The organism is Micromonospora echinaurantiaca (genome assembly GCF_900090235.1).
GTDB classification, from domain to species: domain Bacteria; phylum Actinomycetota; class Actinomycetes; order Mycobacteriales; family Micromonosporaceae; genus Micromonospora; species Micromonospora echinaurantiaca.
In genome coordinates, this window is record NZ_LT607750.1 from 5153805 (window position 1) to 5175136 (window position 21332).

At 74.9% G+C, this 21332-nt stretch carries 24 protein-coding genes; 11 read left to right on the plus strand and 13 right to left on the minus strand.

The window, feature by feature from the left end; genetic code table 11:
• Window positions 1-65 precede the first annotated feature (65 nt).
• Both GA0070609_RS23195 and GA0070609_RS23200 read right to left on the minus strand, forming a co-directional pair.
• Window positions 66-515: a pyridoxamine 5'-phosphate oxidase family protein gene (locus tag GA0070609_RS23195; protein ID WP_088995738.1), complete on the minus strand. Its 450-nt coding sequence runs from the start codon at window positions 513-515 to the stop codon at window positions 66-68.
• Window positions 516-560: 45 nt separating this feature from the next.
• Window positions 561-1154, minus strand: coding sequence for a pentapeptide repeat-containing protein (locus GA0070609_RS23200; protein ID WP_088995739.1), 594 nt, complete (start codon window positions 1152-1154; stop codon window positions 561-563).
• Between the two features lie 82 nt (window positions 1155-1236).
• On the opposite strand from GA0070609_RS23200, the gene GA0070609_RS23205 reads away from it, so the two are divergent.
• Together GA0070609_RS23205 and GA0070609_RS23210 are read left to right on the plus strand one after the other, a co-directional pair.
• The gene (locus GA0070609_RS23205; RefSeq protein WP_088995740.1) at window positions 1237-2469 is read left to right on the plus strand and encodes a serine hydrolase domain-containing protein; all 1233 of its coding nucleotides are present in this window, start codon (window positions 1237-1239) and stop codon (window positions 2467-2469) included.
• Between the two features lie 53 nt (window positions 2470-2522).
• The gene (locus GA0070609_RS23210; protein ID WP_088995741.1) at window positions 2523-3164 is read left to right on the plus strand and encodes an NAD(P)-dependent oxidoreductase; all 642 of its coding nucleotides are present in this window, start codon (window positions 2523-2525) and stop codon (window positions 3162-3164) included.
• Between the two features lie 6 nt (window positions 3165-3170).
• On the opposite strand, the gene GA0070609_RS23215 is transcribed toward GA0070609_RS23210, so the two are convergent.
• Window positions 3171-3635, minus strand: coding sequence for a PPOX class F420-dependent oxidoreductase (locus tag GA0070609_RS23215; protein WP_088995742.1), 465 nt, complete (start codon window positions 3633-3635; stop codon window positions 3171-3173).
• A 55-nt stretch (window positions 3636-3690) separates the two neighbouring features.
• The gene (locus GA0070609_RS23220; RefSeq protein ID WP_088997916.1) at window positions 3691-4332 is read right to left on the minus strand and encodes a DUF6642 family protein; all 642 of its coding nucleotides are present in this window, start codon (window positions 4330-4332) and stop codon (window positions 3691-3693) included.
• 306 nt (window positions 4333-4638) lie between these two features.
• Between GA0070609_RS23220 and GA0070609_RS34930 the strand changes: the two genes are divergently transcribed.
• Window positions 4639-5427, plus strand: a complete 789-nt coding sequence (locus GA0070609_RS34930) for a D-Ala-D-Ala carboxypeptidase family metallohydrolase (protein WP_088995743.1) — start codon at window positions 4639-4641, stop codon at window positions 5425-5427.
• Between the two features lie 95 nt (window positions 5428-5522).
• Here the strand turns inward: GA0070609_RS34930 and GA0070609_RS23230 are convergent, their stop codons facing one another.
• The 4 genes from GA0070609_RS23230 to GA0070609_RS23245 form a co-directional block, all read right to left on the minus strand.
• Window positions 5523-5990, minus strand: a complete 468-nt coding sequence (locus GA0070609_RS23230; RefSeq protein ID WP_088995744.1) for a hypothetical protein — start codon at window positions 5988-5990, stop codon at window positions 5523-5525.
• Between the two features lie 88 nt (window positions 5991-6078).
• On the minus strand, window positions 6079-6357 hold the full coding sequence (locus GA0070609_RS23235) for a hypothetical protein (RefSeq protein ID WP_197700178.1): 279 nt from the start codon (window positions 6355-6357) through the stop codon (window positions 6079-6081).
• 232 nt (window positions 6358-6589) lie between these two features.
• Window positions 6590-7333: a response regulator gene (locus tag GA0070609_RS23240; protein ID WP_088995745.1), complete on the minus strand. Its 744-nt coding sequence runs from the start codon at window positions 7331-7333 to the stop codon at window positions 6590-6592.
• Window positions 7312-8553, minus strand: coding sequence for a sensor histidine kinase (locus GA0070609_RS23245; RefSeq protein ID WP_088995746.1), 1242 nt, complete (start codon window positions 8551-8553; stop codon window positions 7312-7314). Before GA0070609_RS23245 ends, GA0070609_RS23240 begins: the two co-directional genes overlap by 22 nt.
• Window positions 8554-8686: 133 nt before the next feature.
• Between GA0070609_RS23245 and GA0070609_RS23250 the strand changes: the two genes are divergently transcribed.
• From GA0070609_RS23250 to GA0070609_RS23270, 5 genes are all read left to right on the plus strand, one after another.
• Window positions 8687-9640, plus strand: a complete 954-nt coding sequence (locus tag GA0070609_RS23250; RefSeq protein ID WP_088995747.1) for an ABC transporter ATP-binding protein — start codon at window positions 8687-8689, stop codon at window positions 9638-9640.
• Complete coding sequence (locus tag GA0070609_RS23255; RefSeq protein ID WP_088995748.1) at window positions 9637-10431, plus strand: ABC transporter permease; 795 nt, start codon at window positions 9637-9639, stop codon at window positions 10429-10431. Before GA0070609_RS23250 ends, GA0070609_RS23255 begins: the two co-directional genes overlap by 4 nt.
• A gap of 2 nt (window positions 10432-10433) precedes the next feature.
• The gene (locus GA0070609_RS23260; RefSeq protein WP_088995749.1) at window positions 10434-11174 is read left to right on the plus strand and encodes a YqeB family protein; all 741 of its coding nucleotides are present in this window, start codon (window positions 10434-10436) and stop codon (window positions 11172-11174) included.
• Window positions 11175-11219: 45 nt separating this feature from the next.
• Entirely contained in the window at window positions 11220-11777 is a 558-nt protein-coding gene (locus tag GA0070609_RS23265; RefSeq protein ID WP_088995750.1) for an SOUL family heme-binding protein, read from the plus strand.
• A gap of 110 nt (window positions 11778-11887) precedes the next feature.
• Window positions 11888-13192: an amino acid permease gene (locus tag GA0070609_RS23270; RefSeq protein WP_231928388.1), complete on the plus strand. Its 1305-nt coding sequence runs from the start codon at window positions 11888-11890 to the stop codon at window positions 13190-13192.
• Between the two features lie 79 nt (window positions 13193-13271).
• Here the strand turns inward: GA0070609_RS23270 and GA0070609_RS34590 are convergent, their stop codons facing one another.
• The 3 genes from GA0070609_RS34590 to GA0070609_RS23285 form a co-directional block, all read right to left on the minus strand.
• Window positions 13272-14396, minus strand: a complete 1125-nt coding sequence (locus tag GA0070609_RS34590; RefSeq protein WP_231928389.1) for a hypothetical protein — start codon at window positions 14394-14396, stop codon at window positions 13272-13274.
• A 247-nt stretch (window positions 14397-14643) separates the two neighbouring features.
• The gene (locus GA0070609_RS23280) at window positions 14644-17097 is read right to left on the minus strand and encodes an FtsX-like permease family protein (RefSeq protein WP_088995752.1); all 2454 of its coding nucleotides are present in this window, start codon (window positions 17095-17097) and stop codon (window positions 14644-14646) included.
• A complete protein-coding gene (locus GA0070609_RS23285; RefSeq protein ID WP_088995753.1) occupies window positions 17091-17834 on the minus strand; it encodes an ABC transporter ATP-binding protein in 744 nt (247 codons plus the stop codon). The genes GA0070609_RS23280 and GA0070609_RS23285 overlap by 7 nt, the downstream gene beginning before the upstream one ends.
• A 167-nt stretch (window positions 17835-18001) precedes the next feature.
• Between GA0070609_RS23285 and GA0070609_RS23290 the strand changes: the two genes are divergently transcribed.
• The 3 genes from GA0070609_RS23290 to GA0070609_RS23300 are packed head-to-tail and all read left to right on the plus strand — an operon-like array spanning window position 18002 to window position 20459.
• Window positions 18002-19159: a sensor histidine kinase gene (locus GA0070609_RS23290; RefSeq protein ID WP_231928390.1), complete on the plus strand. Its 1158-nt coding sequence runs from the start codon at window positions 18002-18004 to the stop codon at window positions 19157-19159.
• Window positions 19156-19887 (plus strand): response regulator, encoded by a 732-nt coding sequence (locus tag GA0070609_RS23295; RefSeq protein WP_088995755.1) that lies wholly within the window; start codon window positions 19156-19158, stop codon window positions 19885-19887. Before GA0070609_RS23290 ends, GA0070609_RS23295 begins: the two co-directional genes overlap by 4 nt.
• Window positions 19888-19919: 32 nt before the next feature.
• On the plus strand, window positions 19920-20459 hold the full coding sequence (locus GA0070609_RS23300; protein WP_088995756.1) for a DUF1697 domain-containing protein: 540 nt from the start codon (window positions 19920-19922) through the stop codon (window positions 20457-20459).
• A gap of 28 nt (window positions 20460-20487) precedes the next feature.
• On the opposite strand, the gene GA0070609_RS23305 is transcribed toward GA0070609_RS23300, so the two are convergent.
• Entirely contained in the window at window positions 20488-20874 is a 387-nt protein-coding gene (locus GA0070609_RS23305) for a DUF4180 domain-containing protein (protein WP_088995757.1), read from the minus strand.
• Window positions 20867-21322: a helix-turn-helix domain-containing protein gene (locus tag GA0070609_RS23310; protein ID WP_231928391.1), complete on the minus strand. Its 456-nt coding sequence runs from the start codon at window positions 21320-21322 to the stop codon at window positions 20867-20869. The genes GA0070609_RS23305 and GA0070609_RS23310 overlap by 8 nt, the downstream gene beginning before the upstream one ends.
• Window positions 21323-21332: the final 10 nt, after the last annotated feature.

The window sequence follows — 21332 nt, forward strand, 5'->3', positions numbered from 1 at the left end:
CGGGCCGGAGGGCGCCGTCGGCGGGGGTGCTGCGCGGCGCACGCACCCGGCGCGGTGGGGGCGGGTCAGCGCCGCTCGCGCCGCCGCAGACCCCGGCCCGGATGCCAGCTCTCGATGAGCAGGTGGTCCGCCGGGTCGCCGACCCGGGTCAGCACCACCTCGGTCAGTTCGATCCGGAACCGGTGCGAGCCGTCCTCGCCCGCCGGCTCCTCGTGGGCGATCCCGGCGATCTTCGCGTCGCCGCCCCAGACCCGCGGGTCATCCTCGGGCGCGTCCTCGGTCGGGCAGTGCAGCGCCACCCGGGGGTCGCGGCGCAGGTCGAGGGCCTTGAGCGCGCCGGCCATGCTGCCCAGCCGCAGGTGTTCGGGGTCGAAGTCGAACTCGGTGCCGCTGATCCGCGGCGAGCCGTCGCGGCGCAGCGTCGCCATCGTGCCGTGCTTGCGCACCGTGAAGCGGGCGCGCACCCGCGCGGCGAACTCGGGTTGCTCGTCGACCAGGTCGGACCACCATGCCATGCCAACTACCCTGGCAGGGAAACCTGACAACCGGCGTCGACTTTTTCAGCGGATCTCGAAGCCGAGCGCCTGGGCGATCACCACCGTCTGCTCGGTGTCGACGATCGCGCCGGCCCGCTCCACCACCGTCGGGTCGAGCGCGGTCAGGTCGCTGCCCCGCAGGTCGGCGCCGGAGAGCCGGGAACTGTGCAGCTGGGCGGCGGACAGGTCGACACCGGTGACGGTGGCGCCGGTCAGGTTGGCCCCGGTCAGGTCGGCCTCCCGCATCCGCACGTCGGTGATCCGGACGCCGCGCAGGTCGGCGCCGGGCAGCGCGACGAACGACCAGTCACCGCCGGCGATCGTCAACGGCCGCAGGTCACACTGGGCGAAGGTGCTGCCGACCAGCTTGCAGCCGGTGAACTCGGCCTCGAAGAGGTTGCACCGGGTGAAGGTGCACCGGGTGAAGGCCGAGTCGGTGTGCCGGGAGGCGTTGAACCTGACGTTGCCGAAGGTGCACCCGTCGAAGACCGCGCCCCGGCTGACCGCCTCGGTCAGGTCGACGTGGAAGAACGAGCAGCGGACGAAGTGCCGGTCGACCAGTTCCTCGCCGTACCAGTCCTCGTTGCGGAAGGTCGCGTCCTCGGTCAGCTCGGGCATCGGGCCAGGCTACCGACGGGCACCGACATGTGTGGCCGTCCGCCCTTCCGGCCGAGGGGTACCGCCGAGTAGGTTCGGCGGCGTGAGTGTGGCACGCAGCATCGACCCGGACCAGGTCGGCTTCGACCCGGCGCGGCTGGCGCGGATCGACGAGCACTTCGGCAGGTACGTCGACGCCGGCCAGCTGGCCGGGTGGCAGGTGGTGGTCACCCGCCGCGGCGAGGTGGCGCACGCCTCGACGTACGGGCTGCGCGACGTGGAGGCCGGTCGGCCGGTGCAGCCGGACACGCTGTGGCGGATCTACTCGATGACCAAGCCGGTCACCTCGGTCGCCGCGATGATGCTCTGGGAGGAGGGCCGCTTCGAGCTGACCGACGAGATCAGCCGCTGGCTGCCCGAGTTCGCCGACCTGCGGGTCTACTCGAAGGGTTCGACGCTCAAGCCGTACACGGTGCCGGCGATCGAGCCGATCCGGGTCTGGCACCTGCTCACCCACACCGCCGGCCTGACGTACGGCTTCATGCAGACCTCGGTGGTCGACGGCCTCTACCGGGCCGCCGGCTACGACCTCTACCCGCCGGCCGACGTCGACCTGGCCACGGCCTGCCGGGCCTTCGGCGAGCTGCCGCTGCTGTTCCAGCCCGGCACCGCGTGGGGCTACTCGGTGGCCACCGACGTGCTCGGCCGGCTGGTCGAGGTGGTCTCCGGGCAGAGCCTGGACGCCTTCTTCGCCGACCGGATCTTCCGCCCGCTCGGCATGACCGACACCCACTGGTGGGTCGACGGCGACGCCGCCGACCGGCTCGCCGCGCTCTACGCGCCCGACCCGCGCACCGGCCGCGCGTTCCGCTACGACAAGCTGGGCGCCCTGGCGTACGAGAAGCCGGCGTTCCGGTCCGGCGGCGGCGGCCTGATCTCCAGCGCCGCCGACTACCACCGGTTCACCCAGATGCTGCTGCGCGGCGGCGAACTGGACGGCGCCCGCCTGCTGGGCCCCCGCACGGTGCGCTTCATGACCCGCAACCACCTGCCCGGCGGGCAGGACCTGGGCACGCTGTCCACCGGCGGCTTCGCCGAGACCACCCTCGACGGGATCGGCTTCGGGCTCGGCTTCGCCGTGGTGCAGGACCCGATCCCGAGCCGCGTGCCGAGCAGCGTCGGCGAGTACTACTGGGGCGGCGTGGCGAGCACCGCGTTCTGGGTGGACCCGGTCGAGGAGATCACCGCGCTGCTCTTCACCCAGCTGCTGCCGTCCAGCACCTACCCGCTCCGGCCGCAGCTGCGCCAGCTGGTCTACTCCGCCCTGGTCGACTGACCGGGATCGGCGTTCCACCCACAGGCGCCGGGGCCGCTCCCTAGCCTGGGGTCGTGAGCAGCATCGTCGTGTTCGGCGCGGGCGGCACCGCGGGATCGCGGGTCACCGCCGAGGCGGTCAACCGGGGGCACCGGGTGGTCGCGGCGGTCCGGCGCCCGGAGGCCACCTCCTACCTGCCGGCCGGCGTGCACGTGGTGACCGGCGACGCCACCAGCGAGCAGAGCGTCCGGGAGTTGGCGCCGGACGCGGACGCGATGGTGCTGGCGATCGGCGGAGGCGAGCACGGACTCTGGCTGGCCGCGGCGCGGAACCTGGTCACCACGCTGCGCGGGATGCCGGACGCGCCCCGCATCATCCACTTGGGTGGCGGCTCCACGCTGCTCACCCCGCGCGGCACCCGGTACCTCGACGAGCCGGACTTCCCCGAGGAGTACCGCCCCTCGGCGTTGGGCCAGGCCGAGGCGCTCGACTACTACCGGTCCTCGGCCGACGGGGTCCGCTGGACGTACGTGTCACCGCCGCCGCTGGAGTTCCACCCGGGCGAGCGCACCGGGCACTATCGCACCGGCGGCGACCAGCCGGTCACCGACGACCAGGGCCGTTCGGTGCTCAGCTACGAGGACCTGGCGGTGGCGATCGTGGACGAGATCGAGCAGCCGCGGCACGAGAACACCCGCTTCACCGCCGCGTACTGACCGGTGTCAGTCGGCGAGGCGGGCGGGGAAGCCGCCGGTGGCGATCGGACCCCAGGCGTCGATGGTGACCCGGATCAGCGACTTGCCCTGGCGCACCATCGCCTGCCGGTACTCGTCCCAGTCCGGGTGTTCGCCGGAGATGCAGCGGAAGTACTCCACCAGCGGCTCCAGCGCCTCGGGCAGGTCGAGCACCTCGGCGGTGCCGTCGAGCTGCACCCACGGGCCGTTCCAGTCGTCGGAGAGCACGCACGCCGACACCCGCGGGTCGCGGCGGATGTTGGTGACCTTGGCCCGCTCCGGATAGGTGGAGACGACCAGCCGGCCGGCCGGGTCCACCCCGGCGGCGACCGGCGACGACTGCGGGCGGCCGTCGGCCCGGGTGGTCATCAGGATGACCCGGTGCCGGGGTCGGATGAAGTCGAGCAGGGACTCCCGGTCGACCCGGGTGTTCGTCGCGATGCTTCGTGCCACCGCTCGTTTCTACCAGCACCTCGGGCCGGGCACGGCCCGGGCGGGCGCCACCGGGTCAGCGGGGGCGGGCCGGGGCGCGGCCGCCGGCCGGCTGCGCCGGGACCCGGGGCCGCACGGCCGGCCGCCACGCCCGGCCGTTGGCGTAGATCACCCGGAAACCGAGGTACGACGCCAGCGGCGCCCAGTGCGCCGAGCCCATCCGCAGTTCGGCGGCGTTGTGCCGCTGCCCGTTGGCCAGTACGTCGAGCAGCACGGTCTCGAAGGCTGCCGATTCGACCCAGTCCACTTCCCGGGTGTATCCACAGATCAGCGCGGCCCCGGTGACCTGCAGGAATTCGCGCAGCGCGGCGTCGGAGGCGCGGAGCACCGAGCAACTGCCGAAATAGAGCCGGCGGCCCTCGCAGCGGCCAGACATCAGTTCCGCGACGTCGGCGAGTTCGACGGAGTTCCAGTCGGTCAGGCAGAGCCGGCTGGGCTCGCCGTGCATGGCGAAGAAGCCGACCCGGTAGTCGGCGTACTGCTTGAGCAGCCAGCGGTCGAGGAAGTAGAAGAGCTCGTCGCGGGTGGCCGCGTCCCGGTGGATGAACCGGATCTTCCCGAGCCGCTCCAGCAGTTCCAGCGTGGGCAACACGGAGCCCCGCTCGTTGAGGTCCCGGTGCCACTGCCCCTCGACGCAGAAGACGCCACCGCGCGCCACGCCCACCTCCGCCAGTCCGCCGCCCGGGCTGACGTTACCGGCCGCCCCGGCCCGGAGAACATCACCCTCGGTGTGAACGATTGTGACGTCGCGTGCCGTTGCGCTGTTCCTGCGCCTCGTCGGCGGTGAATGGGTGATTCGCGATTGGGCCTAATTCCCAGCCAAGCCCCAGGAACCGCGAATCGTGAGGACAATTCTCGTTTATCCCCTCCTAAGCCCCGGATCAGTGCCAGGGTGGAAATCGCGGGACGTCCCGGTCGATGTCCTGGATGCCACCCCAATCGCACTCCTATCGGGAGGACTTCTGTGCGCGTAAACACCTTGAAGCGGGCTCTCGTCGCGTTCGCCCTGGCCGTGCCCGGGGCCGCGATCGCCACCGTGGTCGCCGCGCCAGCGGCGCATGCCGACGGCTGCTACACCTGGCAACGGAACCTCTACCAGGGCCGCTCCGGCGACGACGTGCGCCAGCTCCAACTCCGGGTCGCCGGCTGGGCCGGCAACCGGGACATCGTCGAGCTCGACGGCCGGTTCGGCCCGAAGACCGCCGCCGCGGTCCGCCGCTTCCAGGCCGCGTACGGGCTGCGGGTGGACGGCATCGCCGGCCCGCAGACGTACGCCAAGCTCTACGAACTCCAGGACAACGACTGCACGCCGCGGCACTTCAGCTACACCGAGATGGACGACGGCTGCGGCCGGGGCGGGTGGAGCGGGGGCCCGCTCTCGCCCGCGGAGACCCGACAGAACGCGCTGCGCACGATGTGGAAGCTGGAGGCGTTGCGGCACAGCATGGGCGACAAACCCATCTACGTGAGCAGCGGCTTCCGCAGCCGTGCGTGCAACGACCAGGTCGGTGGCGCGTCGGACAGCCAGCACCTCTACGGCAACGCCGCCGACATCACCTCACGCACCAGCTCGCTCTGCCAGCTGGCCCGGGACGCCCGGAACCGCGGCTTCAGCGGGCTCTACGGCCCGGGCTACCCGGACCACGACGACCACGTGCACGTGGACTCGCGGCGGGAGAACAACCGGGACAACAGCTCGAACACCACCAGCTGGTCCGCGCCGGACTGCGGGATCGGCGCCGGCAACGACTGAGCCACGACGGCGACGCCGGCCCGGGCGGGAGGGGAATCCCGAGCCCGGGCCGGCGTCGTCCTGCCCCGGTGGGCGCTGGCGGCCGTACCCTCCGCTCAGCTCGCCCGGGGCCAGCGCGGCGCGGTGGCGGGGGGTGCCACCGGCCGGCCGGAGCTGGCGGGCCGAACCACCGGCCGCGCACCCGGCGCGGCAGCCCGGGCGGCCTGGCCGTGCAGCGGGTAACCGGGGCGCGGCGCGGCCGTGCCGGTACGCGCCGGCGCGGGACCGGTCACCGTGAACGGGAACGGCACGTGCACGAACGGGTTGCCGTGCCGGATCAGGGCGTCGATCTGCCGCTCGTTGAGCCCGTGCTCGGTCAGCACCCGGCGTCCCCAGCGGTGCAGCCGGCACGGGTACGTCGCGCCGTCGTTGCGGCACAGCGGCCCCGAGGGCCACTCCTCGGCGGTGTGCACCACCACCGCCCGCACCGCGAGCCGGACGTCCTCCGGGGTCAGCGGGGCCGGGACCGGCACCTCGCCCAGTACCTGATCGATGGGATCCGTCGACTGCTCACCAACTCGCACGGTAGGCCTCCCGCGGCTCCGGCAGCGGTGCGGCCGACCCGCCGCACCGCATCCTCGGCCAGTGGTACGGCCCCCGCCCCCCGAAAGTTCAATCCTGGTACGCGACGAGCAGGTCCTCGGGTGACAGCACGCGGACGCCCGCGGCGGTCGCCCCGCTACGGGAGACCGCCACCAGCGCCACGTCGTCGGCCGCTCCCGGCAGCTGGGCCCGATGCCGCAGCAGCCGCCCCAGGTCATGCGGGTCGAAGGGGCGTTGCTCCAACCATTTCACCGAACCGACGAAGGTGATCCGGTTCGCGATCGGCTCACGGTCGGCGCCCACCAGGTCGATCTCCGGATCGTTCGTCCGCGTCCAGTAGCCGCCCACGACCGAAGTTCCCTCGGGTAGGTAGCCGTCGGGCAGTCGGTGAGCACCCGCAGCGCTCGCGTCAGCGATGCCTGCGGGAGCCCTCCGGACGCGCGGGAGATCATCGAGAAGGTGCGTTCGCCGGGCCATGCCCAACGAAGCCGTCCATACAACCATCCTTGATGGTTTCATTCATGAAACACTCATGGATGAGTGTATTCCAAACGCGGCCTCGGGTCGGGCATCGGACGAGTCAGACCAGGCCGGCGTCGTGCACCAGCAGGGCCACCTGCACCCGGTTGTTCAGGTCGAGCCGGGTGAGCAGCCGGGAGACGTACGCCTTGACCGTCGCCACGCTCATGTACAACTCGGCGGCGATCTCGGCGTTGGTGCGGCCCTGCCCGAGCGCGACCGCGACCTCCCGCTCCCGCTCACTGAGCCCGGCCAGCAGCCGCAGCGCCCGTTCCCGGCGCGGATCCGGCCCGGCCGCCGGGCCCGGGCCGGTGACATGGTCGATCAGCCGGCGGGTCACCGTCGGGGAGAGGGTGGCCTCCCCCGCCGCCACCCGGTGCACCGCCCGCACGATCTCGGCGGGCGGGGTGTCCTTGAGCAGGAAGCCGCCCGCCCCGGCCCGCAGCGCGCGCAGCACCTGGTCGTCGGCGTCGAAGGTGGTCAGCACCAGCACCTCCGGCGGCCGGGGCAGCGCACGCAGCGCCTCGGTGGCGGCCAGCCCGTCGAGCCGGGGCATCCGGATGTCCATCAGGACCACGTCCGGCGCGTACGCGGCGACCGCCGCGGGAACCTCGCTGCCGTCCGCGGCCTCGCCGACCACCAGCAGGTCGGGCACCCCGCCGAGGATCATCGACAGACCGGCCCGGACCAGCGGGTCGTCGTCGACGATCAGCACCCGCACCGGCCCGTCGGGCGTCGGCGGCGGCTCGGCGGCCGGTCCGGGTGCGCCCGGCGTCGGCCCGGTCACGCCGGCCACGGCAGCCAGGCGGCCAGCCGGAAGTCACCGGTGTCGTCGCGGCCGTACTCCAGCCGCCCGCCGGCCAGGTGGACCCGTTCGGCGATGCCGACCAGACCGGTGCCGGCACCGGGGATCTCCGGATCGGCGACCCCGCCGACCGGCCACCGGTTGCGGATCTCCACGGTCAGCCCGTCACCCGGAGCGCCGGCCACATCGACGGTGACCGCGGCCCCGGCGGCGTGCTTGCGGGCGTTGGTCAACCCCTCCTGCACGATCCGGTAGACGCTGCGCCCGACCGCCGCCGGCAGCCGCTCCGCCGCACCGACCAGGTCGCGCACGCTGACCCGGACCCCGGCGACCCGGGACTCCTCGACCAGCGCGGGCAGATCGGCCAGGGTGGGCTGCGGGCGCTCCGGCTCCTGCCCGGCGCCGGTCTCGGCGCGGAGCACCCCGATCACCTCGCGCAGGTCCTGCAACGCGGCGTGCGCGCTGCCCCGGATCACGCCGGCCGCCCGCGCCACCTCCTCCGGCGGCGCGTCCGGGCGGAACTCCAGCGCGCCGGCGTGCAGGCTGAGCAGCGAGATCCGGTGCGCCAGCACGTCGTGCATCTCCCGGGCGATCCGGGTGCGCTCCAGCTGCCGGGCCTGCGCCACCCGCAACTGCTGCTCCGCCTCGGCCCGCTCGGCGCGTTCCCGCAGCGACACCACCAGCTGGCGGCGGGCCCGGACGAACATCCCCCAGGCGAGCACGGCGACCAGGACCAGCACCGTCCAGATCATCGCCGGCCAGAACCTCATGGTCGGGTCGGGGCGCAGCTGGTAGTAGCCGAACGCGGTCAGCAGGTGCACGCCGGTCACCCCCGCCGCCAGCGGGATGGGCCGGTGCACGGTGAGCGTGAAGATGATGATCAGCAGCGCGCCGGAGGCGGTGACGGAGAAGGCGGAGAGCGGCAGCGTGGCCACCGCCAGCCCGACCGGCCAGCGCCGGCGGACCCAGAGCCCGGCCGCGGCGGCCAGGCCGCAGACCGCGTCGACCTCCTCCAGCCACGACGGGCCGGTGTTCAGCGCGTAGCTCGGCTCGGGCGACGCCGCGTCGGCGGCCGAGAGCAGCACCCAGACCAGGGCGATCAGGAAGCAGAGGCTGTCGATGATCCAGTCGCGGGTGGTCCGCCGCGGCTGCCCGGCCGCCTCGGTCAGCGCGCCCGGCAGCAGCCAGGGGTGGTCCGGTGCGGCGGCGGTGCTGGTCACCTGGCCATGCTAGGCAGCGGTGCCGAGCACCAACCAGCTACCAAAGTCGAGACCTCGGCCTCGACCAAGGTAGCCGCGAGGCGAGACCGCCGGCCGCTGCGGGCGACCGACCGGCTCCGGCAGGGTCGTCGGCATGATCACCGTCGAACACCTCACCAAGCGGTACGGGCGGCACACCGCCGTCGACGACGTGTCGTTCCGCTGCGAGCCGGGCACGGTCACCGGCTTCCTCGGTCCGAACGGCGCCGGCAAGTCCACCACCATGCGGATGATCTGCGGCCTCACCCCGCCGACCGCCGGTGGCAGCACCGTCGGCGACCGCCCCTACCGGCACCTGCCCAACCCCGGCCGCGAGGTGGGCGTGCTGCTGGACGCCTCCGCTCAGCACGCCGGGCGGACCGGCCGGGAGGCGCTGACCGTCGCCGCCCAGACGATGGGCGTGGACCGCCGGGAGGTGGCCGTCAAGCTCGACCTCGTCGGCTTGGACGGGGCCGCCGCGAAGCGCCGGGTGCGGGCGTACTCGCTGGGCATGCGGCAGCGGCTCGGCCTGGCGCACGCGCTGCTGGGCGACCCCCGGGTGCTGATCCTCGACGAGCCGGCCAACGGCCTCGACCCCGAGGGCATCTTCTGGATGCGGGGCCTGCTGCGCGACTTCGCCGACCGGGGCGGCACCGTGCTGCTCTCCTCGCACCTGCTGCGCGAGGTCGAAGCGGTGGCCGACCGGCTGGTGGTCATCGGCGGCGGCCGGATCGTGGCCCAGGGCGACAAGGCCGAACTGCTGGCCGGCGCCGGCACCCGGGTGCGCGCCCGGGACCAGCAGGCCCTGCGCCGGGCGCTGGACGCCGCCGGCCTCGACGTGACCGGTGGCGCCGACGGGGGGCTGCTCGTGCACGCCGAGGCCGAGGCCGTCGGCCAGGCCGCCGCCGACGCCGGCGTCGCCCTCACCGAGCTGCGCCCCGCCGACGGCGGCGGCCTGGAGCAGCTCTTCCTCACCCTCACCGCCAGCGAACCGAACGGCGCCGGCGCGAACCCCGGTGCCGGCGACAGCCGCACCACCGGCCAGCCGACCAGGGAGACCGTCCGATGACCACCAGCACCGTCGCCACCGCACCCGCCGCCGCGCCCCGGCACCACCCTGGCCTACGCCGGCCGTCCCTGCTCCGGCTCACCGGGGTGGAGCTGCGCAAGCTGGTGGACACCCGGGCCGGGTTCTGGCTGCTGGTCACCATCGGGTTGGTCGCCGCCGCCATCGTCGTCCTCCAGTTGATCTACGCCAAGGACGCGGACCAGACCTTCACCAACTTCTTCCTCCCCTCGCTGCTGCCGGTCGGCATCCTGCTGCCGGTGCTCGGCATCCTGTCGATCACCAGCGAGTGGTCCCAGCGCACCGCGCTCACCACGTACGCCCTGGTGCCCCGGCGGGAGCGGGTGATCGCCGCGAAGCTCGCCGCGGTGGTGCTGGCCGCGCTGGCGTCGGTGCTGGCCAGCCTGGCGGTGGCCGCCGCCGGCACGCTGGTCGCCGGGGCCACCGGCGGCGCCGGCACCTGGCGGATCGAGGGGTCGCTGCTGGTGAACGCGGTCGTGCTCCAGGTGGCCAGCGTGCTGATGGGCGCCGGCTTCGGCCTGCTGCTGCTGAACACCCCGCTGGCCATCGTCAGCTACCTGGTGCTGCCGACCCTCTGGTCGATCCTCGGCGAACTCGTCCGGCCGCTGCGTGGGCCGGCCGGCTGGCTGGACACCGGGCGCACCATGGAGCCGCTGCTCACCCCGGACGTCACCGGCGAGCAGTGGAGCCGGCTTGCGGTGTCGCTGCTGGTCTGGCTGGTCGTGCCGCTGGTCGCCGGCCTGGTCCGTACGCTGCGCCGCGAGGTGTCCTGAGCATGGACGGTCACGGCGTGCCCACCCGGGTCGACGGCGGCGCGACCGAGCTGGCGATCCTCTGGGTGGGCCTGCCGGCGGCCGGCGCCGGGGCCGGCGCGCTGCTGGCCCGGTTCGCCGGCTGGATCGCCGAGCTGCCCTGGGCGCCGGTGCAGCAGCTGTTCGAGGTCGTCGACCGGCTCCCTGACCCGCAGGCCGGCATCGGCGGACTGGCCGTCGGCGCGCTGGGCGGGTTGGCGCTCGGCGCCATGGGCGCCGCGGATCGGCTGGTCGTCACCATCGACGTCGAGCGGGTCCGGCTGCGCCGCGGCGGCGCGGAACGGGACGTCGAGCGGCGGGCGGCCCGGGCGGTCTTCGTCGACGGCAAGGACCTCGTGCTGCTCGGCGGCGACGACGAGGAACTGGCCCGGGAGCGGTCGGACCTGTCCGCCGGGCGGCTGTCCGAGGCGTTCCGCGGGCGTGGCTGGCCGTGGACCGACGGCGACCCGCACCGGGACGCGTACCGGCGGTGGGTGCCGGGACTGCCGGGGCTGCCGAGTGGCGCGGACGCGCTGCTGCGGGCCCGCCAGCGCGCCGTGGACAAGGAGAAGGGTGGCGAGGTCCGCGAGTTGCGGATGGAGCTGGCCCGCCTCGGGGTGGTGGTCCGCGACGACGGCGAGCGCCAGTACTGGCGGCTGACCCGATCGGCGGTACCCGGACCGGACCCGGCGACTTCCGGTGAGCGGGAGGTCGACGAACGGTAGCGTTGCTGGCGACGGAGCCTTCGGGCTGGGCGCTGGGAGCGCACGATGACCGAGCAGCAGCCGTACCGGGTGGTGGCGCGGCAACCCGGCTTCGAGCTGCGCCGCTATCCGGCCCACCTGGTGGCCGAGATGCAGGTCGAAGGGACCTTCGAACGGGTCGCCGCCGAGGCGTTCCGGCCGCTGGCCGCGTACCTCGGCGGCGCCGACCGGACGCGGGCGGCCGGCGCGGTCGGCCCGGTCGCGCAGCGGGCCGGGGCGGAGGCGATCGCGATGACGACGCCGGTCGTGCAGGAGGAGGGGGACCGGCCGGGCAGCTGGCTGGTGCGGTTCGTGCTGCCGGCCCGGTTCACCGCGGCTACCCTGCCCGAGCCCACCGATCCCCGGGTGCGGATCCGGGAGATCCCCGAACAGCTCGCCGCCGCCGTCCGGTTCGCCGGACGGTGGACGGCGCGGGAGTTCGACCGGCGAGCCACCGCGCTGGGCCGGGCGGTCATCGCCGCCGGGCTGCGCCCGACCGGCGCAGTCCGCTACGCCCGCTTCGACCCGCCGTGGAGACCCTGGTTCCTGCGCCGCAACGAGGTGGTGCTTCCGGTCGCCGAGTGAGTCGGGCGCACCTCCCCGGCCGCGCTCCTCGTTGGAGATGTGCGCGTGCCGGGTGCGGGTGACGCAGGGACACGTCCCGCGCCGGGCGGGACCGGGAAGGGGGGACGACGATGACCTCCGGCAGCGGCGTCACCGGCGGTGGCAGCGGCATCTTCCGGCGCAAGCCGGTCGAGGAGATCGCCGACACCAGCGCGGAGCAGCTGTCCCGGTCCCTCGGGCTGTGGCAGCTCACCGCGATCGGTGTCGGTGGCATCATCGGCGCCGGCATCTTCGCCCTGGCCGGCGCGGTGGCCAGCGAGACCGCCGGCCCGGCGGTGCTGGTGTCCTTCCTGATCGCCGGTCTGGCCAGCGCGGCCGCCGCGCTGTCCTACGCGGAGTTCGCCGGCATGATCCCGAAGGCCGGCTCGGCCTACACCTACGGCTACGCGGTGCTCGGCGAGGCGGTGGGCTGGTTCATCGGCTGGGACCTGCTGCTGGAGTACACAGCGATCGTGGCGGTGGTGGCGATCGGCATCTCCGGCTACTTCAGCTTCCTCGTCGGCGAGCTGGGGCTGGAGCTGCCGGCCTGGATGCTCGGCGCGCCGGGCACCGGCGAGGGGCATGTGGTCGACCTCTTCGCGGTGGTGCTCTGCCTGCTGATCGCCTTCCTGCTCAACCGGGGCATCAAGACCGCCGCCCAGTTCGAGACGTTCGTCGTCGGGCTGAAGGTCGCCGTGGTGCTGCTGGTGATCGTGGTCGGCTTCTTCTACGTCAAGACGGCGAACTACTCGCCGTTCTTCCCGTTCGGGCTCAGCGGGGCGTTCACCGGCGCGGCCACCGTCTTCTTCGCGGTCTTCGGCTACGACGCGATGAGCACCGCCGCCGAGGAGTCCCGGGACGCCCGCCGGCACATGCCGAAGGCGATCGTCTACTCGCTGGCCATCTCGATGGTCCTGTACGTGCTCGCCACCCTGGTGCTGACCGGCATGCAGAACTACCGGGACATCGACCCGGAGAGCGGCTTCTCCTCGGCCTTCGCCTCGGTGGGCCTGTCCGGGCTGGCCAGCGTGATCGCGGTCGGCGCGATCATCGGCATCCTGACGGTGATGTTCACCTTCATGCTCGGCGTGACCCGGGTGTGGTTCTCGATGAGCCGGGACGGCCTGCTGCCCGCGTGGTTCGCCAAGCTGCACCCGGTGCGCCGGGTGCCCAGCCGGGTGACCTGGATCGTCGGGATCGGCTCCGCGTTGATCGCCGGCTTCCTGCCGATCCGCGAGGCCGCGGAACTGACCAACATCGGCATCCTGCTGGCCTTCGTGGTGGTCTGCATCGCGGTGATCGTGCTGCGCTACCGCCACCCGACGCGCCGCGGACGTTCCGGCTGCCGGGCATGCCGGTGGTGCCGGCGGTCGGCGCGCTCTTCTCGGTCTGGCTGATCACCTTCCTGGCGCCGGAGACCTGGCTGCGGTTCGCTGTCTGGTTCGTGATCGGCGCGTTGATCTACGCCGGCTACGGCTACCGCCGGTCGGCGCTGGCCCGGCGCAGCCCGTCCGGCCCCTCCGGCTCCTCCGGCCCCTCCGGCTCGTCCGGCTCCTCCGGCCCCTCCGGCTCGTCCGGCTCCTCCGGCCCTTCCGGCTCGTCCGGCCCGTCGGGTCCGTCGGGGCGCTCCGGGCCGGCCGGGCGGTAGCCGAGGGCGGGCGGGAAGGCCAGCAGCAACGCCATCCCGAGGCCGGCGAGCACCCCGGACAGCGAGTAGAGCACGTCGGAGTCGGCGCTGTTGATGGCGGTGTTGCCGGCCAGCGCGGTCAGCGGCGCGCCCAGGTTGAGCGGCAGGGTGCCGATGACCACGATCAGCAGCATCGCGTACGGGCCGAGCAGGGCGGCCAGGGCGGCGAGGGCGTGCCACCGCCAGACCGGCCGCCCGTGCGGCCAGTCCCAGGCCAGCAGGGTGACCCCGGTCAGCAGCACCGCGCCGAGCAGCACTCCGGGCAGGATCCGCGGGCCGGGCGGCACCGCCCGCACCAGCAGGACGGCGGCGGCCGCCGCCGCGCCGATCCCGACCGCCAGCCGCTGCCGGGCCGGGTGCCACCCCGGGGCCGCCGCCAGCGCGCAACCGAGGGTCAGGGCGAGCAGCAGCAGGCTGGTGACGACCGCTGCCCGGTTCAGTTCCGGCTCCCGGTCGGTCGGTGACTCGATGCCCGCGGCGATCAGCACCGACACTGCGGTGACGCAGGCGGTGGCGACCAGCGCCCGCCGATCGCGGCCACCGCGCTGCCGGCGTACGGCGAGGGTGGCGGCGCCGGCGACGGCCGCGCAGCCGGCGACGGCGAGCAGCACGGTGAAACCCGCGCCGGTGGGGTCGGCCCGGTCCACGGCCACGTCGGCGGCCAGCCACGCGCCGCCCAGCAGCACCGCCGGAACGCTCCACCGGCGGTTGCCGCCACCGGCCAGCACGAGCCCCGCCACCGCCCCGACGATCGCGACGAAGCGCAGGTCGCGCGCCCAGTAGGCGTTGTTGCCGCGCAGCGCCTCGGGCCACGGCCCGACCTGCTCGGTCAGCGGTTGCAGGACGGTCATCCCGAGCGCCCAGAGCACCGCGGCGACCGCGGCGAGGAGGAGTCCGGCAGGACGTACGCGCATGGCCCGCACCCTAGCCGGCCGTCCGCCCGACCGGCGGCCCCGGACGGCCGTGGGCCCGCACCGGCGAACCGGTGCGGGCCCACGGGTTATGGGGTGGTGCAATCGCTTGTCGCCGGTGTCGCCGCGCCGGAAGGTGTAGTCCGGGTAGCGGTGAGAACCGCTGCTCGCCTGCGCTTTCGCTCCCTAGCAGACCACCGGGAACGATCGATGCGAAGAGCCGTCGGATCACATCTGCGTCACGAACCGGTCACCCGCCGGCCCGCACGGCCGACCCCCGGCGCAGCAGCCGCCAGGCCGGCACGACGCTCGCCGCGAGGGCGAGCAGCAGGCAGAGCCCGACGACGCCGCCGACCACCGGCCACGGGACGACGAGGTCGACCGGCGCGCCGGCCTGCTCGGCGAGGCCGGCCCGGATGCTGACCAGGCCGGCGAACGCGACCGCCCCGCCGAGCAGCGCGCCGAGCGCCACCACCAACGCCGACTCCGCGGCGACCAGCCGCAGGACCTGCCGCCGGGTCGCCCCGGCCAGCCGGATCAGGCGCAGGTCGGCGGCCCGGCCGGCGGCGGCCGCCAACAGCGTGTTGACCACCGCGATCCCGCCGTAGCCGGCCGTCACCGCGATCAGCAGCAGGGTGGCCAGCCAGACCAGCCGGTCCTCCGCCTGGTCCGCCTCGGCGGCCCAGGTGGCGACGTCGACCACCCGGGCGCCGGCCGGTGGGTCGACCGGCGCGGTCAGGTACACCGCCGAGGTCAGCGCCGACGGGTCGTGCGCCCGGACGGCGGCGCGGGGCAGGAGCAGGTCACCGGGGAGCGAGTCGTCGGTCACCACGGCGACGACCCGCAGCGGCACCCGTTCCCCGTCGGCGAAGACCACCGGATAGGGCCGGGTGGGCAGCGCGGCGGTGGCTCCGGCCGCCGAGGCGCTGGCTCCGGCCGCCGAGGCGCTGAGCACCACGGCGTCGTCGCCGCGCAGGTCCGACAGGGAGCCGGCGAGGACGGTGAGCGCCCGGTTCGCCGTGGCGAACGCCGCCGGTTCGACACCGAGCGCGGTCAGCGGGCGGATCCCGTCGGCCGACGGGTCACCGGCCACGAACACCGTGGTCGGCAGGACGGACGCGCCGCCCGCCGCGGCGACCGCCGGGTCGGCGAGGCCGGGGGCCCGGTCCGGCAGCAGCACCCAGCCGGCGTTCACGGCGCTCAGCCGGCCGGCCGCGTACACGGCGGTGGAGGTCTGCACCATTCCGGACACCAGCACGGCGAAGGCGACGGTGAGCAGGACCGGGGCGGCGGTCGACGCGGTGCGCCGGGTGGCGGTCGAGGCGCCGGCGCGTACCAGCAACCCGATGGCGCCGCCGCGCCGCCGCACCGGCGGGTGGAGCAGCCGGACGAGCGGCCCGACGAACACCGGCGCGAGCGCGGCCGCGCCGGTGACCAGCGCCATCACCGCGAGCAGCGCGGACGACGCCCCCTCCTGCGCGTCGGCGCTGGTGGCGGTCGCGAGCCCGAGCGCCGCACCGGCGGCGACGAGCAGCCCGCCCGCCGCCGCCCGCAACCGCCCGATCGGCCGCTGCTCCACGGCCGACTCGCGCAGCGCCGCCAGCGGCCGGACCCGCGCGGCCCGCCGGGACGCCGCCCACACGGCCAGCAGCGCGATCACCGGCCCGGCCACCAGCGAGACCGCGACCGGCCAGAGGGGGTACCGGAGGCGGAAGGTCGCCGGCTCGAAGCCCACGTCGACCAGCAGCCGGCCCACCGCCGGGGCGAGCGCGGCCCCGACCAGCAACCCGACGACCGCCCCGCCGGCACCGACCACCAGGGCGTGCCGGTACAGCATCCGGCGGACCTGGCGCGGGGTGGCCCCGACGGCGCGCAGCAGCGCCAGTTCCCGGCGGCGCTGCGCGACGGCATAGGCGAACGCGGCGGCGACCACGAAGACCGTGACGAAGCCGGCGAGCGCGGCGGTGGCGGTGAGCACCTGCAGGCCGATCCAGCGGGTACGCGCGTCCGCCCGCGGTTCCAGCCGGCCCCGCTCGGCGCCGGTGAGGACCCGGCCGTCACCGGCCACGACGCCGCGCGCGGCGGCGGCGACCCGGTCGGGGTCGGCGCCCGGCGCCAGCACCAGACCGATGACGCCGACCCCCGGCGCGAGGGTGGCGGCGACCTCGTCGGCCACGTGCACGCCCGGCGCGTCGAGCAGGCCGGTGACGGTGTACGCCCGCGGCCCACCCGCGGTCAGCAGGGTGACCGGGTCACCGGGGCGCAGGCCGAGCGCGGCGTCGACGACCACCTCGCCGGGGTGCCGGGGCGGCGTGCCCGCCGTCAACCGCGGCCCGCCGAGGCGGGTGCTCGACCAGCCGTGTCCCTGGTGGGCGTCCTGCCGCTGGCCGTCGGTGGCCGGGGGACGGCCGGCCACCAGTGGCTGGGCGTAGAACGTCCGGTCCGGCACGGCTGCCGCGACGCCGGGCAGCCCGGCCAACCGCGCCACGAGTTCGCTCGCCCGCGCCGACGACCAGGGCCGGGTGGGCGGGAAGGGGTCGGCGGGTGAGTACGCCTCGGGGCTGGCGACCACCACGGCGGCCCCGGCCAGCCGCTCCGGCGTCGACGGCCGGCCGGACGCGAGCAGCAGCGTGCTCGCGAAGACCAGCGCGACACCGACGGCGACGGCCACGAACGCGCCGGCCGAGCGCCGGACGGTCAGCACGACGGCTCCGGAATCGCGTCGGCGATCCGGGCGGCGACGGACGCGGCGGTGAACGGGCCGGTCAGCTCGTCGGCGAGGCGACCGTCGGAGAGCAGCAGCACCCGGTCGGCGTACGCGGCGGCCGCCGGGTCGTGGGTGACCATGACGACGGTCTGCCCGTGCTCGTCGACCAGCGCCCGCAGCAGCCGCAGCACCTGCCGGGACGCGGCGCTGTCCAGCGCGCCGGTGGGCTCGTCGGCGAAGACCACCGCCGGCCGGGTGACCAGGGCCCGGGCGATGGCGACCCGCTGCTGCTCGCCACCGGAGAGTTCGCTGGGCCGGTGCCCGGCCCGGTCGGCCAGCCCGACGGCGGCGAGCCCGGCCGTGACGTCCCGGTCCGCCGGGCGTCGACCGGCCAGCCGCAGCGGCAGTTCGACGTTCTGCGCGGCGGTCAGCGAGGAGATCAGGTTGAACGCCTGGAACACGAAGCCGATCCGGTCCCGGCGCAGCCGGGTCAGCTCGTCCTCGCCCAGGTCGCCCAGGCGGATCCCGTCGACGGTGACGGTCCCCGCCACCGGTCGGTCCAGCCCCGCGGCGCAGTGCAGGAGGGTCGACTTGCCGGAGCCGGACGGTCCCATCACCGCCGTGAACGTGCCGCTCGCGAAGCTGGTCGTCACCCCGTCCAGCGCCGTCACCCGTCGGCTGCCCGAGCCGTACACCGCCCGGAGCCCGGTCAGCGTCACCGTGTCTGTGGTCATACCGCCACCGTGCCGGGCCGGCGGGGCCGTACGCGTCGTGCCGGGGCCGGCACTTTCCGACCCGCCCGCAGGGGTATCCGGGCAGCCTCGCGGTCGCCGCGTCATCCCCGAGGATGACCTGCCTCGGGTGGACGCGCCGCCCCCGGTCGGCGGTTACCGTCTGTCCCGTGGGCACGCTGCTTGCCCGGCGACTGCGGCCGGTGGACCTGTACCTGGTGGACGGTGTGCTGGCCGTGGTGGTCGGTGCGGCGCTCTGCGCGTACGCGGCCCTGGAGTCCCCGCTGCGTGGCGGGGTCCGGGAACCGGTGTGGGCGTCGGTGCTCACCGGGCTGGTCATCGGACTGCCGGTGGCGGTCCGGCGGCGCTGGCCGGTCGGCGTGGCCCTGCTGGTGAGCCTGGCCGCCGCGGCGGCGCTGGCGACCGGCGTGATCCCCAACTTCGCGGCCGCCGCCCCGGCGTTCGCCATCGGGCTGGCCTGCTACACGCTGGCCGTCGCCACGCCCCCGCTGCGGTCACTGGTGTACGCCGTGGCCTGCCTGGCGGTGGTGAGTGCCGCGCTGGCGACGACCGCCGGTGACCTGTGGTCCCGCACCGGCGCGGTCGGCTACGCCGCCGTCATGATCGCGCCGGGCTGGTTGGTGGGCTGGTCGGTACGGGAACGGCGGGCGCTCGCCGCCCGGCAGAGCGAGCAGCTGGTGCGCCAGGCGGTCACCGAGGAACGGCTGCGCGTCGCCCGCGAGCTGCACGACGTGGTGGCCCACACGATGAGCCTGATCGTGGTGAAGGCGGCGGTGGCCAACCACGTCGCCGACGCCGAACCGGGCGAGGCCCGGGACGCGCTGCGGGTGATCGAGGAAGCCGGCCGGGCGGCGCTGACCGACATCCGCCGGGTGCTCGGCGCGCTCCGCGAGGACGCCGGGTACGCGCCGGCGCCCGGCTTGGACGAGCTGCCCGGGCTGGCCGAACGCGCGGCGATCGGCGGGGTGGACGTGCGCGTCGACGTCCGCCGGGACGTGCCGGACGTCGGGGCGGTGCCGGAGTCGGTGGGCCTGGCGGCGTACCGGATCGTGCAGGAGGCGGTCACCAACGTGGTGAAGCACGCCGCGCCGGCCGCCTGCCGGGCCACCATCGTCGTCGCGCCCGACGAGGTACGCGTCGAGGTGGTCGACGACGGCCGGCGCCCGGTGCGGATGAACGGGCACGGCCACGGGCTGACCGGCATGCGGGAGCGGGTGACGCTGCACGGCGGCGAGTTCTCCGCCGGCCCGCGCTCCGGTGGCGGGTTCGCGGTGAGCGCCCGCCTGCCGTACCGGGCCGTCGCATGATCCGGGTGCTCATCGCCGACGACCAGGCGCTGCTGCGCGGCAGCTTCCGGGTGCTGGTCGACCTCGACCCGGGCTGCACCACCGTCGCCGAGGCGGGAACCGGCGCCGAGGCGGTGGCCCTGGCCGCCCGGCACCGCCCGGACGTGGTGCTGATGGACGTCCGGATGCCAGAGATGGACGGCATCGAGGCGACCCGGCACATCTGCGCCGACCCCGCGACGGCGAGCTGCCGGGTGCTCATCCTGACCACGTTCGACCTCGACGAGTACGTGTACGGCGCGCTGCGCGCCGGGGCCAGCGGTTTCCTGCTCAAGGACACCCCACCGGCCGAGCTGCTGGCCGGCATCCGGGTGGTGGCGGCGGGCGAGGGGCTGCTCGCGCCGACGGTCACCCGCCGGCTCATCGACGAGTTCGCCCGGCGCGCGGAGCCGTCCCGACCGCTGCCCCGCCGGCTCGACGGGGTGACCGACCGCGAACGCGAGGTGCTCACGCTGATCGCCCGCGGGTTGTCCAACGTGGAGCTGGCCGCGCACCTGCAGCTGAGCCTGGCGACGGTCAAGACGCACGTCGGTCGGCTGCTCACCAAGCTCGCCGTCCGCGACCGCGCCCAGCTGGTCATCGTCGCCTACGAGACCGGACTGGTGGGCCCGGCCGGGCGGGAACCCGGCAAGCGGTCCCCGGGTTCCGCGCCGCGTCGCGGGCAGCCGGGCGGCGCCGGGTCGGCCTAGGCTGGCAGCGCCGGACCGTCGAGGAGGTCGTCATGCACCGGTACGTCGCCCTGCTGCGCGGGGTCAACGTCGGCGGGACGAAGGTCGCCATGACCGACCTGCGTCGGCTCGTCACTGACCTCGGGCACGCGGACGTGCGGACGTACCTGCAGAGCGGCAACGTCGTCTTCGGCAGCGACGTGCGCGACGCCGACCGGTTGGCCCGCGGCATCGAGCAGGCGATCGCCGACGAGTTGGGGGCGACCGTGCCGGTGCTGGTCCGCAGTGGCCGGGAGATGGCGGCGGTGGCGGGCGGGAACCCGTACGCCGGACGGGAGGACGACCCGACGCGGCTGCTGGTGGCCTTCCTCGCGACCGCGCCGAAGCCGTCCGCCGTGGACGCGCTGGCCGTGCCCGGCGGGGAGAACGTCGCGTTCACCGTCACCGGCCGGGAGGTCTACCTGCACTTCCCCGACGGCGGCTACGGCCGGTCGAAGTTCACCAACACGTACCTGGAGAAGAAGCTCGGCGTGGTGGCGACCACCCGCAACTGGCGGTCGGTCCGCGCCCTGGCCGAGCTGGCGGCGGCGTAGCGGGCGGCCGGCCCGGCCGGCGGGCCGCTCAGGCCGTGCGACGCCCCTCGGTGTCGCCGCGCAGCCGGGCGTCGAGCGCGTCGAGGTCGGGCAGGAACCAGATGTGCCCGGCCCGGTTCGACTCCTCCACCAGGGCGCGCAGGGCCGAGCTGGCGGCCAGGTGCCGGGTGATGTCGCCGACCACGGCCAGCCGCAGCCGGTAGTTGACGAACTTCTGCATGACCTCGCCGGCGAAGCGGGTGCCCAGCGTGAAGAAGCGCTCGTCCAGCCGGCTCGCGGGGACGGCCACCACCTGCGCGCCGAGGAAGGCCGCGCCGATCAGGTCCAGCGCGTCCTGCTCGGTGGCCACCGGCGGGCCGGCCGGGTCGCAGACCAGCACCTGCACCCCGGCCCGCTGCTGAAGGACGTCAGGCATCGCCGGCCTCCCCCGCCAGCAGGCCGTCGTCGCCGTCGAGCACGGCGTCGACCAGGCGCAGCAGCTCGGCGGTCGCGGCGGCGCCGCCGAGTATCACGATCTTCATGCGGTTCCGTTCCTCGTCGTGGACGGTCTGGACGCGCAGCGGCTGCCCGCCGCCGCTGCCGGTGTTCGCCGCGGCCAGCACGAGCGTGCCGAGCCGGTCGGCCGTCGCCCGGTCGACGCCGTCGACCTGCACGATGCTCGACACCTCGGCCGGCACGACGGTGGTCGGCCGGGCCGGCCGCGGCCGCCCGGTCAGCGCGTCGAGGTCGGTGCGGGCGATCCGGTACTGCTTGCCGATCCGCACCGCCCTGAGCCGGCCGGAGCGGATGTAGCCGCGCACGGTCCGCACGTGCAGGCCGAGCCGGTCGGCCACCTGCTCGACCGAGTACATTTCCTCACCCATCGCTCCCTAC